The organism is Delftia sp. BGA-UO-ETr-SB1 (assembly GCF_059567865.1).
Window position 1 is genome coordinate 581,896 of sequence record NZ_JCAQOW010000004.1, and the last position, 21,081, is coordinate 602,976.

General features: G+C 66.1%; 19 protein-coding genes. 9 read left to right on the plus strand and 10 right to left on the minus strand.

From position 1 onward, the window contains the following. Positions 1-9: 9 nt before the first annotated feature. The 3 genes from AC57B5_RS03120 to AC57B5_RS03130 all read right to left on the minus strand — a co-directional run bounded on the left by AC57B5_RS03120 (position 10) and on the right by AC57B5_RS03130 (position 2,347). Positions 10-381: a hypothetical protein gene (locus tag AC57B5_RS03120; RefSeq protein ID WP_454709099.1), complete on the minus strand. Its 372-nt coding sequence runs from the start codon at positions 379-381 to the stop codon at positions 10-12. A 189-nt stretch (positions 382-570) separates the two neighbouring features. Beyond that, complete coding sequence (locus AC57B5_RS03125) at positions 571-1,851, minus strand: hypothetical protein (protein ID WP_496398705.1); 1,281 nt, start codon at positions 1,849-1,851, stop codon at positions 571-573. Positions 1,852-1,945: 94 nt separating this feature from the next. Further along, positions 1,946-2,347, minus strand: a complete 402-nt coding sequence (locus AC57B5_RS03130; protein ID WP_496399426.1) for a hypothetical protein — start codon at positions 2,345-2,347, stop codon at positions 1,946-1,948. Between the two features lie 332 nt (positions 2,348-2,679). On the opposite strand from AC57B5_RS03130, the gene AC57B5_RS03135 reads away from it, so the two are divergent. Continuing rightward, positions 2,680-3,300, plus strand: a complete 621-nt coding sequence (locus AC57B5_RS03135; RefSeq protein WP_496398706.1) for a hypothetical protein — start codon at positions 2,680-2,682, stop codon at positions 3,298-3,300. Positions 3,301-3,335: 35 nt separating this feature from the next. Here the strand turns inward: AC57B5_RS03135 and AC57B5_RS03140 are convergent, their stop codons facing one another. Beyond that, the gene (locus tag AC57B5_RS03140) at positions 3,336-4,271 is read right to left on the minus strand and encodes a LysR family transcriptional regulator (protein ID WP_013802857.1); all 936 of its coding nucleotides are present in this window, start codon (positions 4,269-4,271) and stop codon (positions 3,336-3,338) included. 132 nt (positions 4,272-4,403) lie between these two features. On the opposite strand from AC57B5_RS03140, the gene AC57B5_RS03145 reads away from it, so the two are divergent. The 3 genes from AC57B5_RS03145 (at position 4,404) to AC57B5_RS03155 (ending at position 7,488) form a co-directional block, all read left to right on the plus strand. Continuing rightward, complete coding sequence (locus AC57B5_RS03145; protein WP_496398707.1) at positions 4,404-5,372, plus strand: alpha/beta hydrolase; 969 nt, start codon at positions 4,404-4,406, stop codon at positions 5,370-5,372. A gap of 46 nt (positions 5,373-5,418) precedes the next feature. Next, complete coding sequence (locus AC57B5_RS03150; protein WP_238003059.1) at positions 5,419-6,423, plus strand: tripartite tricarboxylate transporter substrate binding protein BugE; 1,005 nt, start codon at positions 5,419-5,421, stop codon at positions 6,421-6,423. Positions 6,424-6,573: 150 nt separating this feature from the next. Then, a complete protein-coding gene (locus AC57B5_RS03155; protein ID WP_016448094.1) occupies positions 6,574-7,488 on the plus strand; it encodes a LysR family transcriptional regulator in 915 nt (304 codons plus the stop codon). Positions 7,489-7,515: 27 nt separating this feature from the next. On the opposite strand, the gene AC57B5_RS03160 is transcribed toward AC57B5_RS03155, so the two are convergent. From AC57B5_RS03160 to AC57B5_RS03185, 6 genes are all read right to left on the minus strand, one after another. Further along, positions 7,516-8,493, minus strand: coding sequence for a Bug family tripartite tricarboxylate transporter substrate binding protein (locus tag AC57B5_RS03160; RefSeq protein ID WP_012205004.1), 978 nt, complete (start codon positions 8,491-8,493; stop codon positions 7,516-7,518). 33 nt (positions 8,494-8,526) lie between these two features. Continuing rightward, complete coding sequence (locus tag AC57B5_RS03165; RefSeq protein ID WP_496398708.1) at positions 8,527-10,032, minus strand: acyl-CoA synthetase; 1,506 nt, start codon at positions 10,030-10,032, stop codon at positions 8,527-8,529. After that, a complete protein-coding gene (locus tag AC57B5_RS03170) occupies positions 10,029-10,934 on the minus strand; it encodes an SDR family oxidoreductase (protein ID WP_043822631.1) in 906 nt (301 codons plus the stop codon). The genes AC57B5_RS03165 and AC57B5_RS03170 overlap by 4 nt, the downstream gene beginning before the upstream one ends. Before the next feature lie 461 nt (positions 10,935-11,395). Then, positions 11,396-12,853: a c-type cytochrome gene (locus AC57B5_RS03175; protein ID WP_496398709.1), complete on the minus strand. Its 1,458-nt coding sequence runs from the start codon at positions 12,851-12,853 to the stop codon at positions 11,396-11,398. 5 nt (positions 12,854-12,858) lie between these two features. Next, a complete protein-coding gene (locus AC57B5_RS03180) occupies positions 12,859-13,464 on the minus strand; it encodes a (2Fe-2S)-binding protein (RefSeq protein ID WP_496398710.1) in 606 nt (201 codons plus the stop codon). Beyond that, positions 13,461-16,382, minus strand: a complete 2,922-nt coding sequence (locus AC57B5_RS03185) for a xanthine dehydrogenase family protein molybdopterin-binding subunit (protein ID WP_496398711.1) — start codon at positions 16,380-16,382, stop codon at positions 13,461-13,463. Before AC57B5_RS03185 ends, AC57B5_RS03180 begins: the two co-directional genes overlap by 4 nt. Before the next feature lie 433 nt (positions 16,383-16,815). Between AC57B5_RS03185 and AC57B5_RS03190 the strand changes: the two genes are divergently transcribed. From AC57B5_RS03190 to AC57B5_RS03210, 5 genes are all read left to right on the plus strand, one after another. Further along, a complete protein-coding gene (locus AC57B5_RS03190) occupies positions 16,816-17,862 on the plus strand; it encodes a methionine ABC transporter ATP-binding protein (protein WP_012205010.1) in 1,047 nt (348 codons plus the stop codon). A gap of 3 nt (positions 17,863-17,865) precedes the next feature. Beyond that, entirely contained in the window at positions 17,866-18,531 is a 666-nt protein-coding gene (locus AC57B5_RS03195) for a methionine ABC transporter permease (RefSeq protein ID WP_012205011.1), read from the plus strand. Positions 18,532-18,601: 70 nt separating this feature from the next. Then, the gene (locus AC57B5_RS03200) at positions 18,602-19,411 is read left to right on the plus strand and encodes a MetQ/NlpA family ABC transporter substrate-binding protein (protein WP_034368322.1); all 810 of its coding nucleotides are present in this window, start codon (positions 18,602-18,604) and stop codon (positions 19,409-19,411) included. 4 nt (positions 19,412-19,415) lie between these two features. After that, entirely contained in the window at positions 19,416-19,946 is a 531-nt protein-coding gene (locus AC57B5_RS03205; protein ID WP_496398712.1) for a cupin domain-containing protein, read from the plus strand. Beyond that, positions 19,943-21,043: a DUF6817 domain-containing protein gene (locus AC57B5_RS03210; protein WP_319072861.1), complete on the plus strand. Its 1,101-nt coding sequence runs from the start codon at positions 19,943-19,945 to the stop codon at positions 21,041-21,043. Before AC57B5_RS03205 ends, AC57B5_RS03210 begins: the two co-directional genes overlap by 4 nt. Positions 21,044-21,081 lie beyond the last annotated feature (38 nt).

Genomic DNA, 21,081 nt, shown 5'->3' on the forward strand with positions numbered 1-21,081 from the left:
CCTGCGGGACTACCTGACGCCGCGCGCCACCCCAGGCCCCGCCACGGTGTACACATGCCCGGCCTCTTCGGCAGCCACCTTGGCCGCCTCGCTGCGGCGCACCTCTGCCTGGTCCTCGTACTCGCAGTTCATCACCCGGGCTTCACTGCCCGCGAACTCCGCCAGCGATTCAGCGCTGTTGCGAATGGTCACCAGCGCCTGCGCCACCACGTCCAGCCGCTGATGGCCTTCGGGGATCTCCAGCCAGGCCAGCGCCAGCTGGGCCAGGGCGGAAACCTCGGCACAGCCTTGCTGCACGAAACGGTCCATTTCGTGCAGAGCTGTTGCGAGTTTCTGGGTCTGGGTGTTTTCGGGGGGAGGGGATGGGGGGATGTGCTTCATGGGTTGCTGCTCCTGTGGGGCGTTACCCAGTCTGCAACTGGCAAGGAGTCTGTCGGCTTGTGTCCCCTCTGATGACTGGCGTGTGGCATGGCATCCTCTTCAAAAGTGGAGGATGTTCGCTTGTCTGAAGTGCTAGAGATACTACGGGTTTCGTAGCTGTGTGCTAAATATCTAAACAGCGGTTGAAAATTACATCGAGCTGCCGTATATCACATTTCCAAAGCTGTTTTGCACGATTTTCCATGAGCCATTTTTTTCTCCTCTTATTAATAAATCATTGCTACTGCTTTGATAGACAGTGCGGATATTGAAGAAAATGGGGGTGTGAATGTTTTGCTTCTCAAAGACGATTTCAACTTCGATTTGAGAAATTGCAGCAGACTCATCTGTAACGCCGATTATCGTGTATGAAATTGGTTTGTGCGAACCAAAATCTCGTTTGGTCCTGCCGGATCTTTTTCCTTTCGGTATATCTGAAAAATCAACTAATAATTCAGCCATTAGTCCATATCTTCCTTTTTCCCAATTTTCGATGAATTCGGCAACTATGCGCTCTGGAGTTTGTTCGCGAATAGATGTTGCTGGACCATGAGATGGTAAATGAACTACTTCTTCCGATTGGCGAGGCTTCCAAGCTTCAAGGGCGTTCCGGATTTTTTTGTTTTCGGTAGCTTTTCTGAATAGTTGAGACCAGCAGAAATCATCCATCGCTTGAGGCTGATTTCTGCTGTTGGCTACTGAATTAGCCCAATCTCGAACTGCAAAAATGGTTGACCAGCATTTTGCTGCAACCAATTTGTTATCAAAGGCGAGATCACGCCCGTGTAATATTCCGTTCCGAAATGGAATGCTGATTGGTTCCTCGTTTGTTTTGTTTCTTCCTGAGCGCATAATCTTGGCAATTGCTGAAAGCCCTGTCTCATGAGCAGCAATACTGTCCCATGCTGTCATGTCAACACTATCCGCGAAGAAGCCAACACTCTTAGATATGTCATTAACAAGGCCATCTACTATTGATAGTAGAAGAGGTACGCATGCATGAAATCTGCCTGCGAGATAGTCTGTTCTGGCCAATTCAATCAATCGTAGCCTCTTCCGGAATTCTGGATGACTATGAAAACGGATGATTCCATAGTCTAGTGTTTTTTGATCGTAGTGATCCGCAAGTAACTGTTCCGCGTCTTCGATGCCAACAGTTGTTTTTCTTTCAAGCGCCTCAATCATTACGTCTATGTTCATTGACTCATAGGCAATCCATCCCATTTGTGAGAAGTTCTCATTAAAACGATCTGGGATAAAAAGTAGTTCAGATTGCTTTTTTATCTCTTGAAGGTCAGTGAAAATTTGCCCAGCGTTGGGGAGAAAATTTCGGGCAAACGGAACGTGTTTGTATAGCGCTTCAAGGTTTTCAAAAGCGTTTAAAAGTTCTATCATCTCTTTTGATGAGGGGTTGTTGGAAATTTTCTTCACATTTATCCTAATCAGTTGTGATTTAATTTTTGAATGTCAAATGTAATTATTGAATAGGTCTAATATCGGGGTCGTCAATAATCGGTCTGACTACTCACCCAAACAACCCCCCCTCATCCAACAACTCAAACGCCACCTCCGGCGTCCTCTCCATCCCCCGCCGAATCGCCGCAGGAATCGCCTGCCGCGTCTTGCTGCACAGCCCGCGCATGGGCAAGACCTCGATCTGTATGCCGCGCACGGTGCGCACTTCGCTGGCGCCGGCCTTGATGCGCACGCGGATGCCGAGCTGTTCATACATGCGCTGCTCCACATGGCGCAGGTCCTGCAGGCTGGTGATGCGTTCCAGCCGCTGCAGCAGGCGTTTTTCCTCTTCCCTGGTGAGCCGCAGGATGCGCTGGTCAGCCATGGAGTCGGCGAGCAGGGCGTCGTGCTCGCAGATGCAGGCGCCCGGAGGGCAGGGGACTCGGATCGGAATCTGAACGGGAAAGCTCATCGATGCCCAGGGAAGATCCGTCCCGGCCGGGACGGTGCAGGCCATGCTAGTTCAAGGCTGCAGCGGGGCCAAGGGGAAAGTCCTGGGCAGCTTCCATCTCTGCAATGTGGCCTGCCTGATGCCGCAGGGTGCGGAGGGCGGGGCAGCGATTCGGTGTGTCTGCGTGGCCGAATGCAGGCTTTGAGAAGCAGCTGTTTGGCAAGGTGATGAAGGGAAGCAATCCGAAGTGGGAATCCGCATCGTCCATTGCGCGAATGATTCAAATGCAACTGATAAGATGCCCGCGCCCAAGTCGGGCATGAATGAATCAATTGGATAAGGGAGCGGAACACATGAAGAAGCTGATCATTGCAATGGCCGTTGCGCAGATGGCATTGGGCGTTGCCGCCGCACCTGTGGCCAATCGCGACAGTGCGATAAAGGCGTGCCTCAAGACATTCCCCGATGCCGCTTCGCCCGTAGACGACAAGGCGCGAACGTTTGCACAGGACGACCGCATCAATCTTGAGTTCAATTACAAGGGTGCAAAGCTGGTGTGCTCTGTGGGCAAGACCAGTGCGGAGGTGGAAGAGGCCAGCGTGATGGGGCGCAAGTTCTCAAAGGCTGATTTGAAATCCTCGCAGGAAAAGCGCCAATCCAATGAACAGGCAGTCGGCCAGATCGCCGGTGGCAATTGGAAGAGCTTCGTGGCAAACGCGAAGATCAGTACATCCAAGAAGCTCCAGAATCCCCAGTCTGCACGCTTCAAGGACTTGTTTATCAGCAACGTGGATGAACAGCCCACGCTGTGCGGAAAAATTGATGGCAAGAATGAAGCCGGTGCCTATTCCGGCTATCGCGCTTTCTATTCGAATGCTGCCAGTACGCTGGTGGCCGCAGAGACTGGCCAAAGCCCGATGTTCAAGGCGATGGTGGATGAGTTCTGCAGCTCTAAATTCGCAGACGCTGAGTAACGTGAAGGTCGAACGCTACGGGTCAGACTGAGTGCTCACGACTTCTGACTCCTCCCATAAAGATTCTCCAACCCCGCCCACACCCTGCGCGTGAGCGGCTTGCTCTGCGCCGCAGGCCGGCGGTAGAGCCGCACGTTGATGGGCACGTCCTTGTCGGGCCCGGCCGCGCGGGCCAGGCGGCCTTCGGTCAGGTCGGTCTTGACCAGGGTGAGCGGCAGCCAGGCCAGGCCCAGGCCCTGGTGGACCATGGCGTGCAGGGAGTCGGCGAGGTCGGCCTCGTAGACGGTGCGCAGGCGCGTGGTGTCGCACAGTTCGTGCAGGTGGCTGCGCAGGATCTTGCCCAGGGACATGCTTTGCGCGTAGTCCAGGTAGGGCACCAGCGGGCCGCCGCCGTGGGCGGGCAGGGCGTATTTGGGCAGTTGCGGGACCAGGGGGATGCTGACGGGGATCAGCGTGTCCTGGCCCACGGGCAGCCAGGCCAGGTGGTGGCCCTGCAGGCTGCCTTCGATGGCGGGCTGGGCGTGGCACATGAGCAGGTCCACCTTGCCTTGCAGCAGCATTTCCACGCCGTAGTCCAGGCTGGTGGTGACCACTTTCCAGCACAGCTGGGGCATGGCCTGGTTGAGGGCGGTGATGATGCCCGGCAGGACGGTGTGCGACAGCGTGCGGCCGGCCGCGATGGTGATGGTTTCATCGCGCGTGCGGTGGGGGCGCTGCAGCAGGCCGTGGGTCTGCTCCAGGATGCCCAGCACTTCATGGGCCGAGGCCAGCAGCGTCTTGCCGGCGGCCGTGAGCGTGGTGGATTGGTGGCCGCGCTCGACCAGGGGCGTGCCCGCCCATTCCTCCAGCGCGCGGATGCGGCGGCCGAAGGCGGGGTGGGTGATGTGGCGGCGCTCGGCGGCCTTGTAGAGGCTGCCGGTGTCGGCCAGGGCCTGCAGGTCCTGCAGCAGTTTGAGGTTGAGTTCGTGCATGGGTAGGGTGGGTGCAGGGCTGTGCTGATCCGGCACAGCCCCGCCGCAATCGGCACAGCACCAAGGCGGGGCATGCCTAGCATGGCGGCATGCGAGAGAAGCCCTGTTATGCCTGAAGTTTGCCTCAGGAAGATGCAAAGCCATTTCATTGGCGGTGCGCAGCGCACGGTGCGGGATCTGCCGATCCAGCACAGGGAAGTGGTGCGCAATGGCGGCGAGCGGCCGCTGGACATGAATGGCAGCTATGCCGTGGGCCAGATGTACGCCATGGAGTACCGGCTGGCGCGTCCGCGCAGCCCCCTGCCGGTGCTGCTGTGGCACGGCGGCGGCATGACGGGTGCGCAGTGGGAGTCCACGCCCGATGGGCGCCAGGGCTGGCTGTGGCGCCTGCTGGAGGCCGGCCATGACGTGGTGGTCTGCGATGCCGTGGAGCGCGGCCGCGCGGGCTGGGCGATGTTCCCCGAGATCTATGCCGAGGCGCCCGTGTTCCGCAGTGCCGAGGAGGCGTGGACGCTGTTTCGCATAGGCCATGCGGCGCCTTCAGGCGACGGTGTGGGCGAGCCCTTCGTTGGCCAGCGGTTTCCACATGAGAATTTTGACGCCCTGGTGCGGCAGATGGTGCCGCGCTGGCTGGGGCACGAGGCCATGGCCATGGCGGCCTATGACGCGCTGCTGGAGCAGTTCGGCCCCTGCGTGGTGATGGGCCACAGCCAGGGCGGTGGCTTTGCCGCGCATGCGGCCAGCCGCAAGCCGCACCTGGTGCGCGCCGTGGTGGGCGTGGAGCCTACGGGCATGCCGGTGGTGCAACAGGAGCAACAGGAGCAACAGGGGCAGGAGGGGGCGGATGCCTTCGCGCCTGCATCGGCCATCCCGCACCTGGCGGTGTGGGGCGACCATTTCGCGCACAGCCCGCAGTGGCAGAAGTACCGCGCGCAGACCGATGTGTATTGGCAGCTGCTGCGCCGCCTGGGCGGCCGTGCCGAGGTGCTGGACCTACCGGCCGCAGGCATTACCGGCAATTCGCATTTCTGCATGCTGGACACCAATGGCGACGAGGTGCTGGGCCGGGTGCTGGCCTGGCTGGAGCGCCTGGGCCGGTGACTGGAGAGTGCTGGTTCCGAAGAATTTCAACGAGGAGAAAAATCCTATGCAACGCCGCAATTTCATGATCCGCAGCCTGTCTGCAACCACGGCGGCCCTGGCCCTGGGCGCGCTGGCGCCCGCGCAGTCGGCCCTGGCGGCCGATGCCGGCTGGCCCACGGCCGAGCCCATCCGCCTGATCGTTCCCTTCCCGCCAGGCGGCACGGCCGATGTGGTGAACCGCCTGTTCGCGCAGCAGCTGGGCAAGGTGCTGGGCGCCTCGGTGATCGTGGAGAACAAGGCCGGTGCCGGTGGCTCGCTGGGCACCCGCTTCGTGGCCGATGCCAAGCCGGACGGCTATACGCTGCTGGGCGCCACGTCCAGCACGCACGGCACGAATCCGGCCGTCTACACCAAGCTGCCCTATGACGCGGTGAAGGATTTCACGCCCATCACCCAGGTGATCACGGTGCCGGGCGTGCTCAGCGTGCATCCCTCGGTCAAGGCGGCCAATCTGAAGGAGCTGATCGCGCTGGCCAAGGCGCAGCCGGGCCATCTGTCGTATGCGTCCTCGGGCGCGGGCGGGTTGGGCCATCTGGCCATGGAGCTGTTCAAGGCCAAGGCGGGCGTGCAGATCATGCATGTGCCCTACCGTGGCGCGGGCCCGGCCTTCACCGATTTGATCGGCGGCCAGGTGTCCATGCTGTGGGAGCCGCTGCCGGCCTCGCTGCCGCACATCAAGTCCGGCAAGATCCGCCCGCTGGCCGTGGCCACGGCCCAGCGCAGCAGCGAGCTGCCCGATGTGCCGACCTTTGCAGAGTCCGGCGTGTCCGGCTACGCCGTGCAGGCCTGGAACGGCCTGCTTGCGCCCAAGGGCCTGCCCAAGGACATCCGCGACAAGCTGCACAAGGCCAGCGTGCAGGCCCTTGCCGATCCGCAACTGCGCCAGCGCCTGGCAGAGCTGGGCGGCACGGTGGTGGCCAATACGCCGGAGCAGTTCGGCGCGGTGATCCTCAAGGATGTGACGACCTGGAAGCAGGTGGCCTCTTCGTCGCAGATCAGCCTGGACTGATGCGGCGGGCACCGGGGAAAGCCCTGTGTCCCGGCGCCCACGGGTGGCGGGGTCAGGCGTCGTGACGGTGCCATAGTCCGGGGGGGCGGTCCGGGCGCGTTGCCTGCGGCCGCGCACAAGGCTGGCCGCCTGATCTGCCGCTCTCAAGCCATGGACATCAACCTCATCCGCAATTTCGTAGAGATCGTGGACGCGCGCAGCCTCAGCGCTGCGGCGCGCAAGCGCGATATCACGCGCTCCAAGGTGAGCAAGGAGCTCAAGGCGCTGGAGACGGCGCTGGGCGTGACCCTGCTGCACCGCACGACGCGCAGCTTTTTGCTGACGGCGGCGGGCGAGGTGCTGTACGAGCACGGGCGCAGCATCATCCAGGAGGTGGAGGCGGCGCAGGGCGCCATCGACGCGCTGCAGCATGTGGTGACGGGCTCGGTGCGGCTGAGCATTCCCACGGGCCTGGGCGAGCTGTACCTGGCCGACATGCTGCTGGCGTTCCAGAAGCGGCACCCGCAGGTGCGCATCCGCGTGCTGTTCTCCAACCGGGTGAGCGATCCCATGAGCGCCCAGGTGGATGTGGCCGTGCGCGTGGCGCGCGACGTGCAGGAGCACCTGGTGGCGCGCGACCTGGGGCCGGTGGGCTTTGGCCTGTATGCCAGCAGCGCCTATGCCAAGGCGCGGCCGTTCCACGACCCCGCCGAGATTCCCCACGGCGTGCTGCTGACGCCGCCCGGCGATGGCAAGACCTATGCCGTCTCGGTAAAAAAGGGGCAGCAGGAGATTGCACTGAAGTGCGAGCCCTGCATCACCAGCGAGCATTTCCCCTTCCTCAAGCAGTCCATGCTCCGGGGCAGCGGCGTGGCCACCTTGCCCAACTACATGGTGATGGACGAGCTGCGATCGGGCGCCGTGCAGCGCGTGTGCCCGGACTGGACGGTGTCCGGCCTGGGCGACCGGCTGTACATCATCACGGCCGAGGACCGGCGGCCCTCGCATGCCGTCAAGGTGATGACCGAGTTCCTCAGGGCCAGCCTGCTGCGCTTCGTGGAGCAGGCCGAGGTGTCCGGCCCTTAGGTCCTTAGTTCATCACCTTTTCGGTCTTCAGTTCTCCAGCGCAATCGCGTTGTCCGCGATCACCTTGCGCCACATCTGGCCGTCAGCGGCCAGGAAGTCGTCGAGCTGGGCCTGGGTCTGGGGCTTTCTGGCGGCCAGGGTCTGGTTGCCCAGGGCGCTTGCGAACTCGGGGTTGAGCATGACCTTGTTGACGGCGGCCTGCAGGGTGTTGCGCGCGTCCGCTGGCGTGCCTGCGGGCACGGCAATGCCGAACCAGGTGGAGGCCCTGAAGCCCGGCACGCCCGATTCGGCAATGGTGGGCGTCTGCGGCAGGAACTGCGAGCGCTCGGGCCCGGTGGTGGCAATGGCCACCAGCTTGCCGGCCTTGATGTGCGGCAGGGAGGTGCCGGCCACGTCCACCATGAGCTGGGTGTCGTTGGCCATGAGGGCGGTGAGGGCCGGCGCGCTGCCGTTGAAGGGAATGTGGGTGGCGGCCACGTCCAGGCGGGACTTGATCAGCTCGGTGGTCAGCTGCAGCGGGTTGCCCAGGCCGACCGAGCTGTAGTTGAGCTTGCCCGCGTGGGCCTTGGAGTAGGCCTTGAGGTCGGCCACGTTTTTGATGCCGGTCTGGCTGTTGGTGACCAGCACCAGCGGGGCCTCGGCCAGGATGTTGGTGAGCTTCAGCTCCCGGTCGGGGTTGTAGCTCAGCTTTTTGTAGAGCAGGGGGTTGAGCACCATGCTGGCATTGCTGGCCAGCAGCAGGGTGTAGCCGTCGGCCGGCGAGCGCGCCACGGCCGAGGCGGCAATCATGGTGTTGGCGCCCGGCCGGTTCTCCACGACCACGGACTGCTTGAGCTCGGTGGACAGGTGCGTGGCCAGGGTGCGGGCCAGCACATCGACCGAGCCGCCCGGCGCATACGGGGCGATGAGCTTGATGGGCTTGCTGGGGTAGTCGGACTGGGCGAACCCGGGGGCTGCGGCTGCGGTGGCCGCAGCGGCAAGCAGCAATGCGATGGCCTTGTTCATGCGTTGTCTCCTTCTCTTTCGGTGTTGGCGGGTTCAGATCTTGCGCTGCGTCGCGCCCCAGTGGGCGTCGCGCAGCTTTCTTTTGGCGATCTTTCCGTTGTCGTCGCGGGGCAGGCGCTGGAAGACGAAGCTGCGCGGCAGCTTGTAGGCCGCCAGCCGGCCGCGCAGCCATTCTTTCAGTTCGGCCTCGGGCAGTGTGCCTGACTGGCCGGGCTCGACCAGGGCCAGCAGCCGTTCGCCGTACTCGGCATCGGGCACGCCGATGACGGCGCAGTCTGCTATGCCGGGGTGCCTGAGCAGCTCGTTCTCTATTTCGGCCGGGTAGATGTTCACGCCGCCGGAGATCACCATGTCCGAGTCGCGGTCGCAGACGTAGAGAAAGCCTTCTTCGTCCAGGTAGCCCATATCGCCCAGGGTGATCAGGCCGCCCTGGTCCATCTTGCGGCGGGCCTCTTCGTTGCCCTTGTAGGTGAAGTCGGCATAGGCGGGCTGGCGCACGTAGATCAGGCCGACCTCGCCCGTGGGCAGGGCCTGGCCCTGCCTGTCGAGGATGCGGACTTCGGCGTCCTGCAGCGGCAGGCCCGCGCTGCCCGGGTGGGCGAGCGCGTCGGCCGAGCCGATGAAGGTGACCAGGCCCGACTCGCTGGAGGCATAGGTCTCGTTGATGATGGGCCCCATCCACTCGATCATGGCCTTCTTGACCTCGGGCGCGCAGGGCGAGCCGGTGGAGGCGATGAAGCGCAGCGAGGAGATGTCGTAGCGCTCGCGCACCTCGCGCGGCAGCCTGAGCAGGCGCACGTACATGATGGGCACCATGTAGGCGGTGTCGATGCGGTGCTCCTGCACCAGCTGCAGGAAGCGCTCGGGGTCGAAGCGCTGCTCCAGCACCACCAGCTCGCTGAGCATGAGCGCGTTCTGGAAGTACAGGCTGGGCGCGCTGTGGTAGATGGGCGCGGTCAGCAGGGTGCGCGCGCCGGGCTGCAGGCCGTAGGCGGTGGCGATCAGCGCCTGGTTCACGGCCAGGCGCCGGGGCAGTTCTTCCACGGGAAACGCCTTGCGCAGCACGCCCTTGGGGCGGCCCGTGGTGCCCGATGTATAGGCCATGTGGCCGCGCGGCGCGACCAGCGGGCCGTCGTAGGGTGCCTGGGCGGCCAGCCAGGTTTCGTAGTCCAGCTCCGGCTCGCGCGCGTGGGCGACGCGCCGGGGCAGGTCCGCATAGAGTTCGCCCTTGAGGCCGTCGAGCAGGTCCTGGCTGGTGATGAGGGCGCGGGCGCCGCTGTCGGCCAGGATGTAGTCGATCTCCGTGGCCGTGAAATGCCAGTTGACGGGGCAGTAGTAGATGCCCGCAATGCGGCAGGCATGGACCACGTCGGCGTATTCGATGCCGTTGCGCAGGAAGACGGCCAGCACGTCGCCTTCGGCCAGGCCCAGGCTGCGCAGGCCCTGGGCCAGCTGGCGGCCGCGCTGCTGCTGGGCGGCGCCGGTCAGCGTGCGCTGTTCGAAGACCAGGGTGGAATGGGGCGTGGCGGCGGTGCTCATGTGGGCGTGGCCTCCTGCTCCCCATCGTTGACGTTGGGCTGGTTGGCGGCCTTGGCCATCTGCCGGGCGCGCGCCCAGTCGGCATCGTCCCAGGCCTGGTATTCGGTGAAGTAGGCGCCATTGGCCAGGGCGTCGCCGCCGTCCAGCGTGATGGTCTGGCCGTTGAGCCAGGTGTTGCCCGGGGCCAGGATGAAGGCGGCCATGTTGCCGATGTCCTCGCCCGTGCCCAGGCGGCGCGTGGGGTTGTCCAGGCGGCGGCGGTCGGCCGAGTCCTCGTTGCCGTCGATCCTGGGGCGCAGGCGCTGGCTGGCGCCCTGGGTGGGAATCACGCCCGGCGCAATCGCGTTGAACCGTATGCGCTTGGGACCCCATTCCACGGCCAGCGATTTGGTCATGGCGTCCAGCCCGGCCTTGGACATGGCCGAGGGCACGACGAAGGGCGAACCCGTGTCCACCCAGGTGACGACGATGGACAGCACCGAGCCCGGCAGCCCTTCGGCGATCCAGCGGCGGCCCACGGCCTGGGTGACGTAGAAGGTGCCCCGGAAGACGATGTCCGATATGGCATGGAAGCCGTTGATGCTCAGGTCCTCGGTGCGGCTGACGAAGTTGCCGGCCGCGTTGTTGACCAAGCCGGTCAGCGGGCCGTGTTCGGCCCAGATGCGGTCGATGACGGTGTGCACGGCCTCGGGCTGGCGAATGTCGAGTTCATGCGCAAAGGCCTGCGCGCCCGTGTCGTTGTTCAGCATCTCGCAGGCCTGCTGCACCACGGAGCGCCGCCGGCCGCACAGGTGCAGCTCGGCACCCAGCTCTGCCAGCTTGGCCGCCATGGCCAGGCCCAGCCCCGTGCCGCCCCCGGTGATCAGGACGCGCTGGCCCTGGAATAAATTGGCTTCGAACATGCTTGTCTCCTTTTGCTTTCACTCTAGGGAGACAGGGGCGGCTGGCAAAGGAGGGTGGTGGAACGCGGTTGGTTCCGTGGTGGAAACAATGGGCTTGTGTTTTGGGGCTGTGACCGCGGCTTGTCAGCGAGTGCACGGGGGCTCATTTCCCCCTGCCGGGTGGTTGTTTTTCGAGGCCGGGTCTCGGCCCGGCGGCCGACTGCCCTTTCTTGATTCGCCAAGAAAGGTCAGGTCAAAGAAGGCGACCCGAATGCCCGCGACCCTCCGCTTCGCTGCGGGCAACCTGCGTCGCGGCGGTTGCGGGGTTCGCCGTGAAACTCACTTCGCGCTGCGCGCTACGTTCAGACATCACGGCGAGTCAGATGACGAAGCAAGCCTGTCCTTCGGCAGGCTTGCAACCCCGCAACAGCCACGCCGCAGGCGCGGGCATACGGGTTGGGCTCCGTAGAACAGCCGGTGTTTCACGGCGCAGCCTTGTGCCCTGACTTTCCGGCTGCGCTGCGCAGGTCGGCCACCTGGGCGGCCGTCACGTCGGCGGGCTGGCCGCCCAGGGCCGTGCGGGTGTAGTTGGCCAGGGCGGCGACTTCGCCATCGGTCAACTCCTGCATGAAGCCGGGCATGCCGGGCAGAGGCGTGGGGCCCTGCTGGGTGGCCGGGTGCTTGGGCAGGCCGACGAGGATGGCCAGCACCAGGTTGCGGGCGTCGGCCTGGCGCACGGTGCTGTTGCCCTTGAGTGGGGGCATGGTGAGGCTGCGGCCCAGGCCCTCGCTGCCGTGGCAGCTGGCGCACAGCGCCATGTAGTGGCCCCGGCCCGCGTCCAGCGTGCCCGCGCCATTGCCCGCGCTGTTGCCGGTACCGGAATCCGGGGGCGCGGCGGCCGGCAGGGGCTGGGGCGCGGGCGGGTTGTCGCCCAGCAGGAAGGTGGACAGCGCCGTCATGTCCTCGGCCGTGAGGTACCGGGTGCTGTTGGCGATGACCTCGTGCATTTCGTCGAAGGCGCTGCCATGGGCCGAGAAGCCCGTTTGCAGGAACTGGGCCATGCCCTCGCGCGTCCAGCCGCGTGCGGCCAGGGCTTCGGCGGTGATGCCGGGGGCCGTGAACAGCGACAGCGTGCCGCCCTGCAGCCAGCGGTCCTTCTGCATCTGGCCGAACATGCCGCGCGGCGTGTGGCATTCGGCGCAATGGCCCATGACATTGCCCAGGTACTGCCCGCGCAGCCAGGCCGGGCTCTGGCCCTGTGAGCCCACGGGCAGGGGCGCGCTGGACAGGAACAGCGTCTTCCAGCCGAACATCAGCACGCGCAGGTTGAAGGGGAAGGGCAGGGCGGGCTTGGTGTTGGGCTGGGCCACGGGCCGGATGTTCATCAGGTAGCCGTAGATCAGGTCCGAGTCTTCGCGGCTCATCAGGTGGTAGGAGGCATAGGGCATGGCCGGGTAGAGCTGGCGCCCGCCCGGCGCCGTGCCGCGCGTGACGGCGGCGTGGAATTCCTCGGCCGTCCAGCGGCCTATGCCGTGGTCCGGGTCGGGGGTGATGTTGGTGCCGTAGAGGGTGCCGAAGGGCGTGGGCAGGGGCTTGCCGCCCGCAAAGGGCTGGCCTTCCCGGGCGCCACCTATGCCACCCACCCCGTCATGGCAAGCCATGCAGTCGGCGGCGCGCGCCAGGTACAGGCCCTGGGCCAGCTGCTGCGGGCTGCGGTGCACGGCCTGCGGCTCGCGCTGCGGCACATGGGGCCGGTTGCCCCAGACGGCGGCAATGGCAAACAGCACGGCCAGCAGCAGGAGGACGAGCAGCAGCCCGCGCCAGCGGCGCCTGGGCCTGCGCGGTGGCGGGGGGCGGGCACCGCTGTAGTCGGCAGGTGGCGCGGCGGTGGCGGCGGTGGCGGCGGCGGGGGCGGCTGCGCTGGGGTCGGCGGCGGACATGGCGCTCATCCTTTCAAGGTCAGCCCGGGCGTGTTCAGGACCAGGTCCTTCACGGCCGCGTAGTAGCGCACATAGCCGGTGCAGCGGCACAGGTGGGGCTGCAGCGCCTCGCCCACGACCTGCTCCACATCGGCCGCGCGGATGGGCGCCTTGGCCAGGCGCTCTACCAGCACCGTGGCCGCGATGACGAAGCCCGGCGTGCAGTAGCCGCACTGGAAGCTGAAATGCTCAAGGTACTTCTGCTGCACGGGGCTGATGGCGATGACCTTGCGTGGCTGGCCCGAGGTACCCGAGGCGCCCGAGGCGGCCGGGGCTGATAGGGGCGCGGTGTCCGCTCCGGCCGGGTCGGCAATGCCTTCGATGGTGCGGACCTTGCGGCCCTGGAAGTAGTGGGCGCCGGTGATGCAGGTGCGCATCTCGCGGCTGCCCTCTGGCCCGTCCACGATGACGGTGCAGGCCCGGCATTCGCCGATGCCGCAGCCCAGGCGCGAGCCGGTGAGGTTCAGGTATTCGTGCAGGAAGTCGATCATGGGCATGCCTTCGGGCACGTCCATGGGGCCGACGCTCTGGCCGTTGACGGTCAGCGACAAGGGGCGCGGGACAAGGCTCATGGTGCGAGTGCCTCCCTGATCTTTTGCGGGGTCACGGGCAGGTCGTGGAAGCGCTTGCCTATGGCGTGGTGCAGTCCGTTGACGATGGCGGCGACGATGGGAATCATCACCACCTCGGCAATGCCCTTGGGCGGATCGGTGTCCGACAGAGGTGCCAGCAGCTCGGCCGTCTGCTTCCAGACCGCCACCTCGCTGCCGCGCGGCAGGTGGTAGCGGTGGAAGTTCCAGTTGCCGTCGCCGGGGCCGCCCTCGTACAGCGGCATGGTTTCGTACAGGGCGTGGCCTATGCCCATGGCGATGCCGCCTTCAAGCTGGCCGTGCACCAGCTCGGGCACGATGGGCCGCCCGCACTCCATGATGGAGTGGTGGGCCAGCAGCTCGACTGCGCCCGTGCCCGTGTCCACCGCCAGCTCGACCAGGGCCGCATTGGCGCTGTAGTAGGTGACGCCCGCGTTGTTGCGCTGCATGGGCGGATAGAACAGGTTGCGCCGCGCAATCATGCGGTAGCCGGCGGCGCTGCGCCGCGCGGTGACAGAGGCCTCGACGGGCGTGGCCGCCTGCGGCGTGTCGGTGGTGTCAGGGGCCGGCGTGACGGCGCCGGCATCGGGCGCGCTGCCCAGGCGCACGGCCAGCGCGTCCAGCGGCCGGCGCGCGCTGGTGCCCAGGATGTCGAAGTCGGCCTCGGCCCATTGCCAGCGGTTGAAGGTATGGCCCACGGCGCCCGTGACCAGCTGCATGGCATGGGCCTTCTGGGCCAGGGCCTGCAGGGACAGCGGCTGCATGCCGTTGGCCGTGAGCATGCCGTTGACCCAGCGCGCGTCCTCGCGGCGCACCACGTAGGGCGCCTTCTGGCCGCCGCCCGTGCCCTGGCTCCAGATGGCGACGGCGGCCGGCCACAGGCCGTGCTCGAAGACCACGCGCGCCGTCTCGCTGGTGGCGTGGCTGTAGTAGTAGGCCGAGTTGCTGGCACTGGCTGGCGAGGCGTAGACCGGCGTCCACAGCGGCCGGGTGGCGAAGCGGTCCTGGTCGGCCTGGGGCATGGTGTAGTTGTCGCCCTCGGCCTTGAGCGGCAGCTCCGGCCAGTCCAGGCAGGCGGTCTGCAGCTCGTCGGCGGGCTTGCCGAACCATTGCACGCACAGCTGGGCCTGCGAGGTGCCCATGCCCGTGCCGATCTCGGTGCCCGAGTGGTGCAGCAGCACGCGGCCCTGGGGCGATATCTCGATGCGGGCGAAGGCCGCCTCGCCGCCCGTGCCGAAGTCCTTTTGCACGCAGGCAAAGCCCACGCCGTAGCGCTGGCCCGGGTGGCTGGCCTCGTAGGCGGTCTTGCGCTTGGCGCGCTCGGTCCACAGCGGATGGCGGCGGGCGCGCTCCAGCACCTCGTCGGCGCGCAGGGCACCGGCGGCAATGGCGCCCTGGGTGTTCTTGGCGCCCGAGGTCAGCACGTTGCGCAGGCGCAGCTCGATGGGGTCGATCTGCAGCAGTTCGGCGATTTCGTCCACCATCATTTCGGTGGCCGCCATGCTCTGCAGCGTGCCGTAGCCGCGTGCCGAGCCCGCGTCCAGCGCGCGGCTGGCCAGGGCCACGGCGGTGATGTCGTTCTTGGGAAAGTAGTAGATGGACTGCGCCGCCGTGCCGCCGACCATGGCGACGGAGGGCGAGAAGTTGGCCCTGCCGCCGCCATTGGCCGTCATGCTGGCCACCAGGCTCTGGAAAAGGCCGGTCTTCCTGTCGATGGCCATGGTGTAGTCGATCTCGAAGGCATGGCGCTTGAGCGAGGACTGGAACTGCTCGAACCGGTCATTGGCCAGGCGCACGGGCTTGCCGTCCGCATACAGCGCGCAGACCAGGCCGTAGTAGGGCATGGGCGCGTGGTCCTTGGAGCCGTAGCCCACCGTGTAGCACGGGTGCACGAAAAGGTTCTTGAGCGGGAACCTGCTGGCCTGCACCATCTGCGCAGCCCATTCGGCCACCTCGTGCGGCGATTGCGTGGCCAGCACCATGTGCAGGCTTTGCGTGGCCGCGTCATACCAGCAGTTGGCGTTGTCGGGCTCCAGCGCGGCCGTGTCCACCGATTGCGTGGCGTAGTGGCGCTGCAGCACCAGCCAGTCGGCGGGCGGCGTGGCCAGCTCCTGGGCGATCTGCTCGGCCGCGCGCAGGCCGCGTGCCGTGACCGCGTCGGCCTTGGAGATCTGCGGCCAGACCAGCGGCTTGCGTTCGGCGGGGAACAGCGGGGCATCGCGCAGGCTGGAGAACACGTCGTCGTCAAAGGCCGTGGCGCCGCCCTGGCGCACGTAGCGGAACACGCCCCAGGGCGGACGGTCCAGCGCGCCCGTGATGCGGCCGTAGCGGATGACGCCGGCCGTGGCCTGCAGCCTTTCCTTGGCAAAGCGAAAGCGCGCGAAGTCGTGGTAGATGAGGATGGCCACGGCCTGGCCCAGGTAGGCGGGGGTCTTGCCTGCGGGCAGCAGCATGTCTTCGCCATAGAACTCGGGAAATGCCAGGCCGTCGCTCGCCAGGTCTTCGGCCGTGACTACGCGGTCGGGCGCCAGTTCGCCGTCCAGGGAAGACAGGTCCATTCCATCGAACAGCCGGTCGGCCAGCGTGGTGCGCACGATGAAGGCATGGGATTGCTGCTGGGGCCAGTGCGGCATGTCGCGTGCGCGGATGTCGCGGGCGAAGACCTTGGCGCCCATGACCTTGGAGCGGCCATCGAGCCGCATGCGCGGCAGCTGCGTGGCCGGCTCGCGGGCCACGCTGCCCAGGACGCGGTCTTCAAAGAGGGCTGCATAGGCCTGGCTGGCCAGCGGCGCCACCCAGACGCTGACGCCTGCGATGCTGGCGGCCTGCAGAAAGCCGCGCCGCGACAAGGGAGCCGCGCCGGCCTGGCTGCCGGCGCCGGAGTGTTGTTCTGGGCGCATGGCGCTCTTCTCCTGTGGGGTTGAGCCCACTGTAGGAGTGCGCATGCCGCGCGGCCTGTCAGCAAAGGCTGCTTCTGGCGTCAGCGCGGCGGCAGCGGCGGGTGCTTGCCATCGTCAAAAGCAGGAGCGGGCCAGGGCCGCCAGGCCGCGACGGCAGCGTGCCGGCCGCACTGTCAATCAGACGCCGGCGCAAGAAGGGCCTTGCCGCAGTGCTCTGTGGCGCCGCGCATAGCCCGGCAGGGCAAGGGCGTGTCCACATTCAGGCATAGTTGAGGGTTGTGCAGAAAGTAGTGAAGTCCCGGGCATAACCGGAGCTTCTTATTACTTTATTTTTTTATAGTTTGCGTTTTTATACGCGCAACCTATATTTGCTCCCACTTCCCAACAATGCGCAGCGGCGTCCCCAGGCCGTCCTGCGCCGCGGCGTTTTTTCATGATCGAGATTCGGGATCTTTCCCTGACCTACAAGGGCCCCACCGGGCCCGTCCATGCCTTGCGGGGCATCAACCTGCAGATCGAGTCGGGCGAGGTGTTCGGCATCATCGGCCGCAGCGGCGCGGGCAAAAGCTCGCTGGTGCGCTGCCTGAACCTGCTCAACCGCCCCACCTCCGGCCAGGTGCTGGTGGGCGGCCGTGACCTGATGCAGCTCAGCGATGCCGAGCTGCGCACGGCGCGCCGCGACATCGGCATGGTGTTCCAGCATTTCAACCTGCTGTCCTCGCGCACGGTGTTCGACAACGCCGCGCTGCCGCTGGAGATGGCGGGCATGTCGGCCGACGACATCAAGAAGCGCGTGGACCCGCTGCTGGACCTGGTGGGCCTGAGCGCGCTGCGCGACCGCTATCCCGCGCAGATCTCGGGCGGGCAAAAGCAGCGCGTGGGCATTGCGCGCGCGCTGGCCAGCCACCCCAAGGTGCTGCTGTCCGACGAAGCCACCTCGGCACTGGACCCCGAGACCACGCGTTCCATCCTGGACCTGCTGCGCAAGGTCAACCGCGAGCTGGGCCTGACCGTGGTGCTGATCACGCACCAGATGCAGGTGATCAAGCAGATCGCCGACCGCGTGGCCGTGATCGACGGCGGCGAGATCGCCGAGCTGGGCCCCGTGATCGACGTGTTCACGCGCCCGCAGCAGGCCATCACGCGCAGCCTGATCGACGAGATCGTTCCCCAGCAACTGCCCGAGTCGGTGGCCGTGCGCGTGAATGCGCTGGCCGCCCAGCTGGCGCCGGGCCAGCAAGGCCGGCTGCTGCGCCTGTCGTATGCGGGCGAGAGCGCCTACCAGCCCATCCTGTCGCACCTGATCCGCGAGCTGGGGCTGGACCTGTCCATCCTGCATGGCCAGATCGACGAGATCCAGGAGCAGACCTTCGGCTCGCTGGCCGTCTTCGCCAGCGGCGACGCGGCAAAGATCGATGCCGCCGTGGACCATCTGCGCGCCACCGGCGTGCAGGTGCAGATCGTTTCCACCAGGGATTGAGCGATGTTTGAGAATTTTTCGGAAATGATGCTGGAGCTGTTCGTCAGCTCGCTGTGGGAGACCATCATCATGGTCGGCGTCTCGGGCCTGGTGGGCGGCCTGATCGGCATTCCCCTGGGAGTGTTTCTGCGCCTGACCGACCACGGCGGCGTGCTGCAGAACGGCCCGGCCAACAAGATCGTGGGCTGGATCGTCAATGCCCTGCGCTCCACCCCCTTCATCATCCTGCTGGTGGCCATCATCCCGCTGACGCGTCTGATCACGGGCTCGTCCATCGGCACCTGGGCGGCCGTGGTGCCGCTGACTATTGCGGCAGCGCCCTTCGTGGCGCGCCTGGTGGAGACCGCGCTGCGCGAGGTGGACAACGGCCTGGTGGAAGCGGCCCAGTCCATGGGCGCTACCACGGGCCAGATCGTCTGGAAGATCCTGCTGCCCGAGGCGCTGCCCGGCATCGTGGCGGGCCTGACCATCAGCTTCGTGAGCCTGACCGGCTACTCGGCCATGGCCGGCGCCATTGGCGGCGGCGGCCTGGGCGACCTGGGCATCCGCTACGGCTACCAGCGCTTTTTGCCCGATGTGATGCTGGCCGTGGTCATCATTCTGATCTTCTTCGTGCAGGCCATCCAGAGCCTGGGCGACTGGGCGGTGCGCAGGCTCAGCCACCGCTGATCCACACACCCCGGCGGCCGGGGCAGCCGGGGCGGCAAGCTGCCGCGAGATTGTCTGAAAGAGGGATTCCATGAAAAAGCGCGCATTGCTTCAATCGCTGGCCCTGGCCGCCGTCCTGCCCCTTGCCGGGCTGGTCGCACTGCCGGCTCATGCGGCCGACGGCTCGGTCACCATCGGCGTGACCTCGGGCCCACATGCCCAGATCGCCGAGGTGGCCAGGAAGGTGGCCGAGAAGAACGGCCTGAAGGTGAAGCTGGTCGAGTTCGGCGACTTCATCCAGCCCAACGCTGCCCTGTCGCAGGGTGAGCTGGATGCCAACATCTACCAGCACCAGCCCTTCATGGACGCCCAGAACAAGGACCGTGGTTACAAGCTCGTGCCCGTGGCCCGTGCGGTCAACCAGCAGATGGGCGTGTATTCCAAGAAGATCAAAAGCCTGGCCGACCTCAAGAGCGGTGCGCGCGTGGGCATCCCCAACGACCCCACCAACGGCTCTCGCGCACTGATGGTGCTGGCCGCGCAAAAGCTGATCGAACTGAAGACCGGCGCGGGCGCCCGTGCCTCGGTGCTGGACATCACGGCCAATCCGAAGAAGCTGCGCTTCGTCGAGCTGGAGGCCGCCCAGCTGGCGCGCTCGCTGGACGACCTGGACGCCGCCGCCGTCAACAGCAGCTACGCCGTGGCCGCAGGCCTGTCGCCGCAAAAGGATTCGCTGGCGCTGGAAGCCACGGACACGCCGTACGTGACCGTGCTGATCGCCACGCGCGCCGGCCATGAAAAGGACGCGGGCCTGCAGGCGTTCGTCAAGGCCTACCAGTCGCCCGAGGTGCGCCAGTTCATCGACACGCAGTTCAAGGGCGCCTACACGGCGGCCTGGTAAGACCATGGGCAGCCTCGCATCCCACCGGGTTTCCGACGCGGACTTCGTGGCCGCCATCGGCGTGCAATGGCAGCGCCGCCCGCTGGCGCCCGAGCCCGGCCTGGCCGCGCTGCTGGCACAGGCCCAGCTGGACGATGGCGGCAAGGCCACCGTGGTCCAGGCCGTGGGCATGCTGGTGGTCGACGAATGCGTGGCCCATGGCTACCACAGCATGGATCTGGTCGTGCTGCACCCGGGCACGCCGGGCCTGGACGAGGCGCTGGAGCGCTTCGACAAGCCCCACACCCATGCCGATGACGAGGTGCGCTACATCCTCGAAGGCGAAGGCCTGTTCGGCTTCTTCGATGCCGGCGGCCAAGAGCGCGTGCTGCGCGTGCAGCCCGGCGACTACCTGCGCATACCGGCCGGCGTGGAGCACCGCTTCACGCTGACCGCCACGCGGCGCATCAAGGCGCTGCGCCTGTTCGCCGATACGGCGGGGTGGGTGGCGCAATATACCCAGCGGCCCGCCGCTGCCATGGAGGTGCCTGCATGAGCCTGCCTGTCCCGACACTGTTCCAGACACTTGACGAGGCGCTGTTCACACGCGCCCAGGACCTGCTGGACGAGGAATGGCTGCGCAGGGATGCCGACCTCGCCCCCGTGCTGCCCGTGGTGCTGGCGCGCGGCGTGGGCCAGGACTGGCACAAGGCCGGCACCTTCCGCCACCACTTGGCGGGCGTGGCGCGTTCGCTGGCGCTGTGGCGCCAGCCGCGCGACGTGCGCCTGCTGGGCCTGCTGCACAGCGTCTACGGCAACGCCTTCGTGGACCTGGTCAAGTTCGACGCGGGCAGCGAGCGCGGCCGCCTGCGCGAACTGGTGGGCGAGGGCGCCGAGCACCTGGTCTACCTGTTCTGCACCATGAGCCGCACGCAGTTCATGCAGAAGATCCTGGCCGGCGACCTGGCCGAAGACGGCTCCATGGCGCTGGAATCCGCCGGCCGCAGCCAGCGCCTGAGCGCCTATGAGGTGGCGGCCTTCACCATCGTGAGCATGGCCGATGCCATGGAGCAGTGGTTCAGCTGGCAGGAAGACATCTACTCGCAGTTTCCGCAGGTGCAGAACCAGCGGCAGCAGGGCGTGCACTGGGCGGCCTCGCTGTGGCCCGGTCCCATGCGGCCTGCCAGCCGCATGCTCAGCCAGATCAGCGACCTGGGCCGTGCGCTGCAGCACCCGGCGCTGCGCGCCCAACTGCCGCTGCCGCCGGTGTTCGACCATTGCAGCCGGCAGCTGTCGCCCGGCGACGAGGCCGCTGCCGTGTCGCTGTACTGGTCGGTGATCCAGCTGGACCAGCCGCTGGTGGACCTGGACGCCGCCACGGCCGTGCTGGAAAGCGCCGTGCGCCTGAACCCCTGGGTGGGCGAGCCGCAGATGGTGCTGGCCCAGCTCTACCTGTCTGCCGGCCGCGCCGACGACGCCGCGCGCGCAGCCACCAGCGCGCTGCAGTGCTTCAGCGGCTGGGGCAATGCCTGGGACAAGCGCGTGCAGTGGGACGCCTGGATCGCCTGGACGCGCATCCTGCTGCAGTCGGCGCAGCAGGGAACCTGGCCTGAACGCCTGGACAAGCTCAACAACCTGGCCCTGAAGGGCTGAGATGCAAAAAAGCCTGGCGCGAGAGCCAGGCTTTTTTG

What these genes read in the sequence shown, in the direction of transcription:
- AC57B5_RS03205 (WP_496398712.1), top strand. Translation starts at nt 19,416, where the DNA reads ATGGGCAGCCTCGCATCCCACCGGGTTTCCGACGCGGACTTCGTGGCC.
- AC57B5_RS03210 (WP_319072861.1), top strand. Translation starts at nt 19,943, where the DNA reads ATGAGCCTGCCTGTCCCGACACTGTTCCAGACACTTGACGAGGCGCTG.
- AC57B5_RS03170 (WP_043822631.1), bottom strand. Translation starts at nt 10,934, where the DNA reads ATGTTCGAAGCCAATTTATTCCAGGGCCAGCGCGTCCTGATCACCGGG.
- AC57B5_RS03180 (WP_496398710.1), bottom strand. Translation starts at nt 13,464, where the DNA reads ATGAGCCTTGTCCCGCGCCCCTTGTCGCTGACCGTCAACGGCCAGAGC.
- AC57B5_RS03185 (WP_496398711.1), bottom strand. Translation starts at nt 16,382, where the DNA reads ATGCGCCCAGAACAACACTCCGGCGCCGGCAGCCAGGCCGGCGCGGCT.
- AC57B5_RS03165 (WP_496398708.1), bottom strand. Translation starts at nt 10,032, where the DNA reads ATGAGCACCGCCGCCACGCCCCATTCCACCCTGGTCTTCGAACAGCGC.
- AC57B5_RS03135 (WP_496398706.1), top strand. Translation starts at nt 2,680, where the DNA reads ATGAAGAAGCTGATCATTGCAATGGCCGTTGCGCAGATGGCATTGGGC.
- AC57B5_RS03140 (WP_013802857.1), bottom strand. Translation starts at nt 4,271, where the DNA reads ATGCACGAACTCAACCTCAAACTGCTGCAGGACCTGCAGGCCCTGGCC.
- AC57B5_RS03190 (WP_012205010.1), top strand. Translation starts at nt 16,816, where the DNA reads ATGATCGAGATTCGGGATCTTTCCCTGACCTACAAGGGCCCCACCGGG.
- AC57B5_RS03130 (WP_496399426.1), bottom strand. Translation starts at nt 2,347, where the DNA reads ATGAGCTTTCCCGTTCAGATTCCGATCCGAGTCCCCTGCCCTCCGGGC.
- AC57B5_RS03120 (WP_454709099.1), bottom strand. Translation starts at nt 381, where the DNA reads ATGAAGCACATCCCCCCATCCCCTCCCCCCGAAAACACCCAGACCCAG.
- AC57B5_RS03150 (WP_238003059.1), top strand. Translation starts at nt 5,419, where the DNA reads ATGCAACGCCGCAATTTCATGATCCGCAGCCTGTCTGCAACCACGGCG.
- AC57B5_RS03145 (WP_496398707.1), top strand. Translation starts at nt 4,404, where the DNA reads ATGCAAAGCCATTTCATTGGCGGTGCGCAGCGCACGGTGCGGGATCTG.
- AC57B5_RS03175 (WP_496398709.1), bottom strand. Translation starts at nt 12,853, where the DNA reads ATGTCCGCCGCCGACCCCAGCGCAGCCGCCCCCGCCGCCGCCACCGCC.
- AC57B5_RS03155 (WP_016448094.1), top strand. Translation starts at nt 6,574, where the DNA reads ATGGACATCAACCTCATCCGCAATTTCGTAGAGATCGTGGACGCGCGC.
- AC57B5_RS03200 (WP_034368322.1), top strand. Translation starts at nt 18,602, where the DNA reads ATGAAAAAGCGCGCATTGCTTCAATCGCTGGCCCTGGCCGCCGTCCTG.
- AC57B5_RS03160 (WP_012205004.1), bottom strand. Translation starts at nt 8,493, where the DNA reads ATGAACAAGGCCATCGCATTGCTGCTTGCCGCTGCGGCCACCGCAGCC.
- AC57B5_RS03195 (WP_012205011.1), top strand. Translation starts at nt 17,866, where the DNA reads ATGTTTGAGAATTTTTCGGAAATGATGCTGGAGCTGTTCGTCAGCTCG.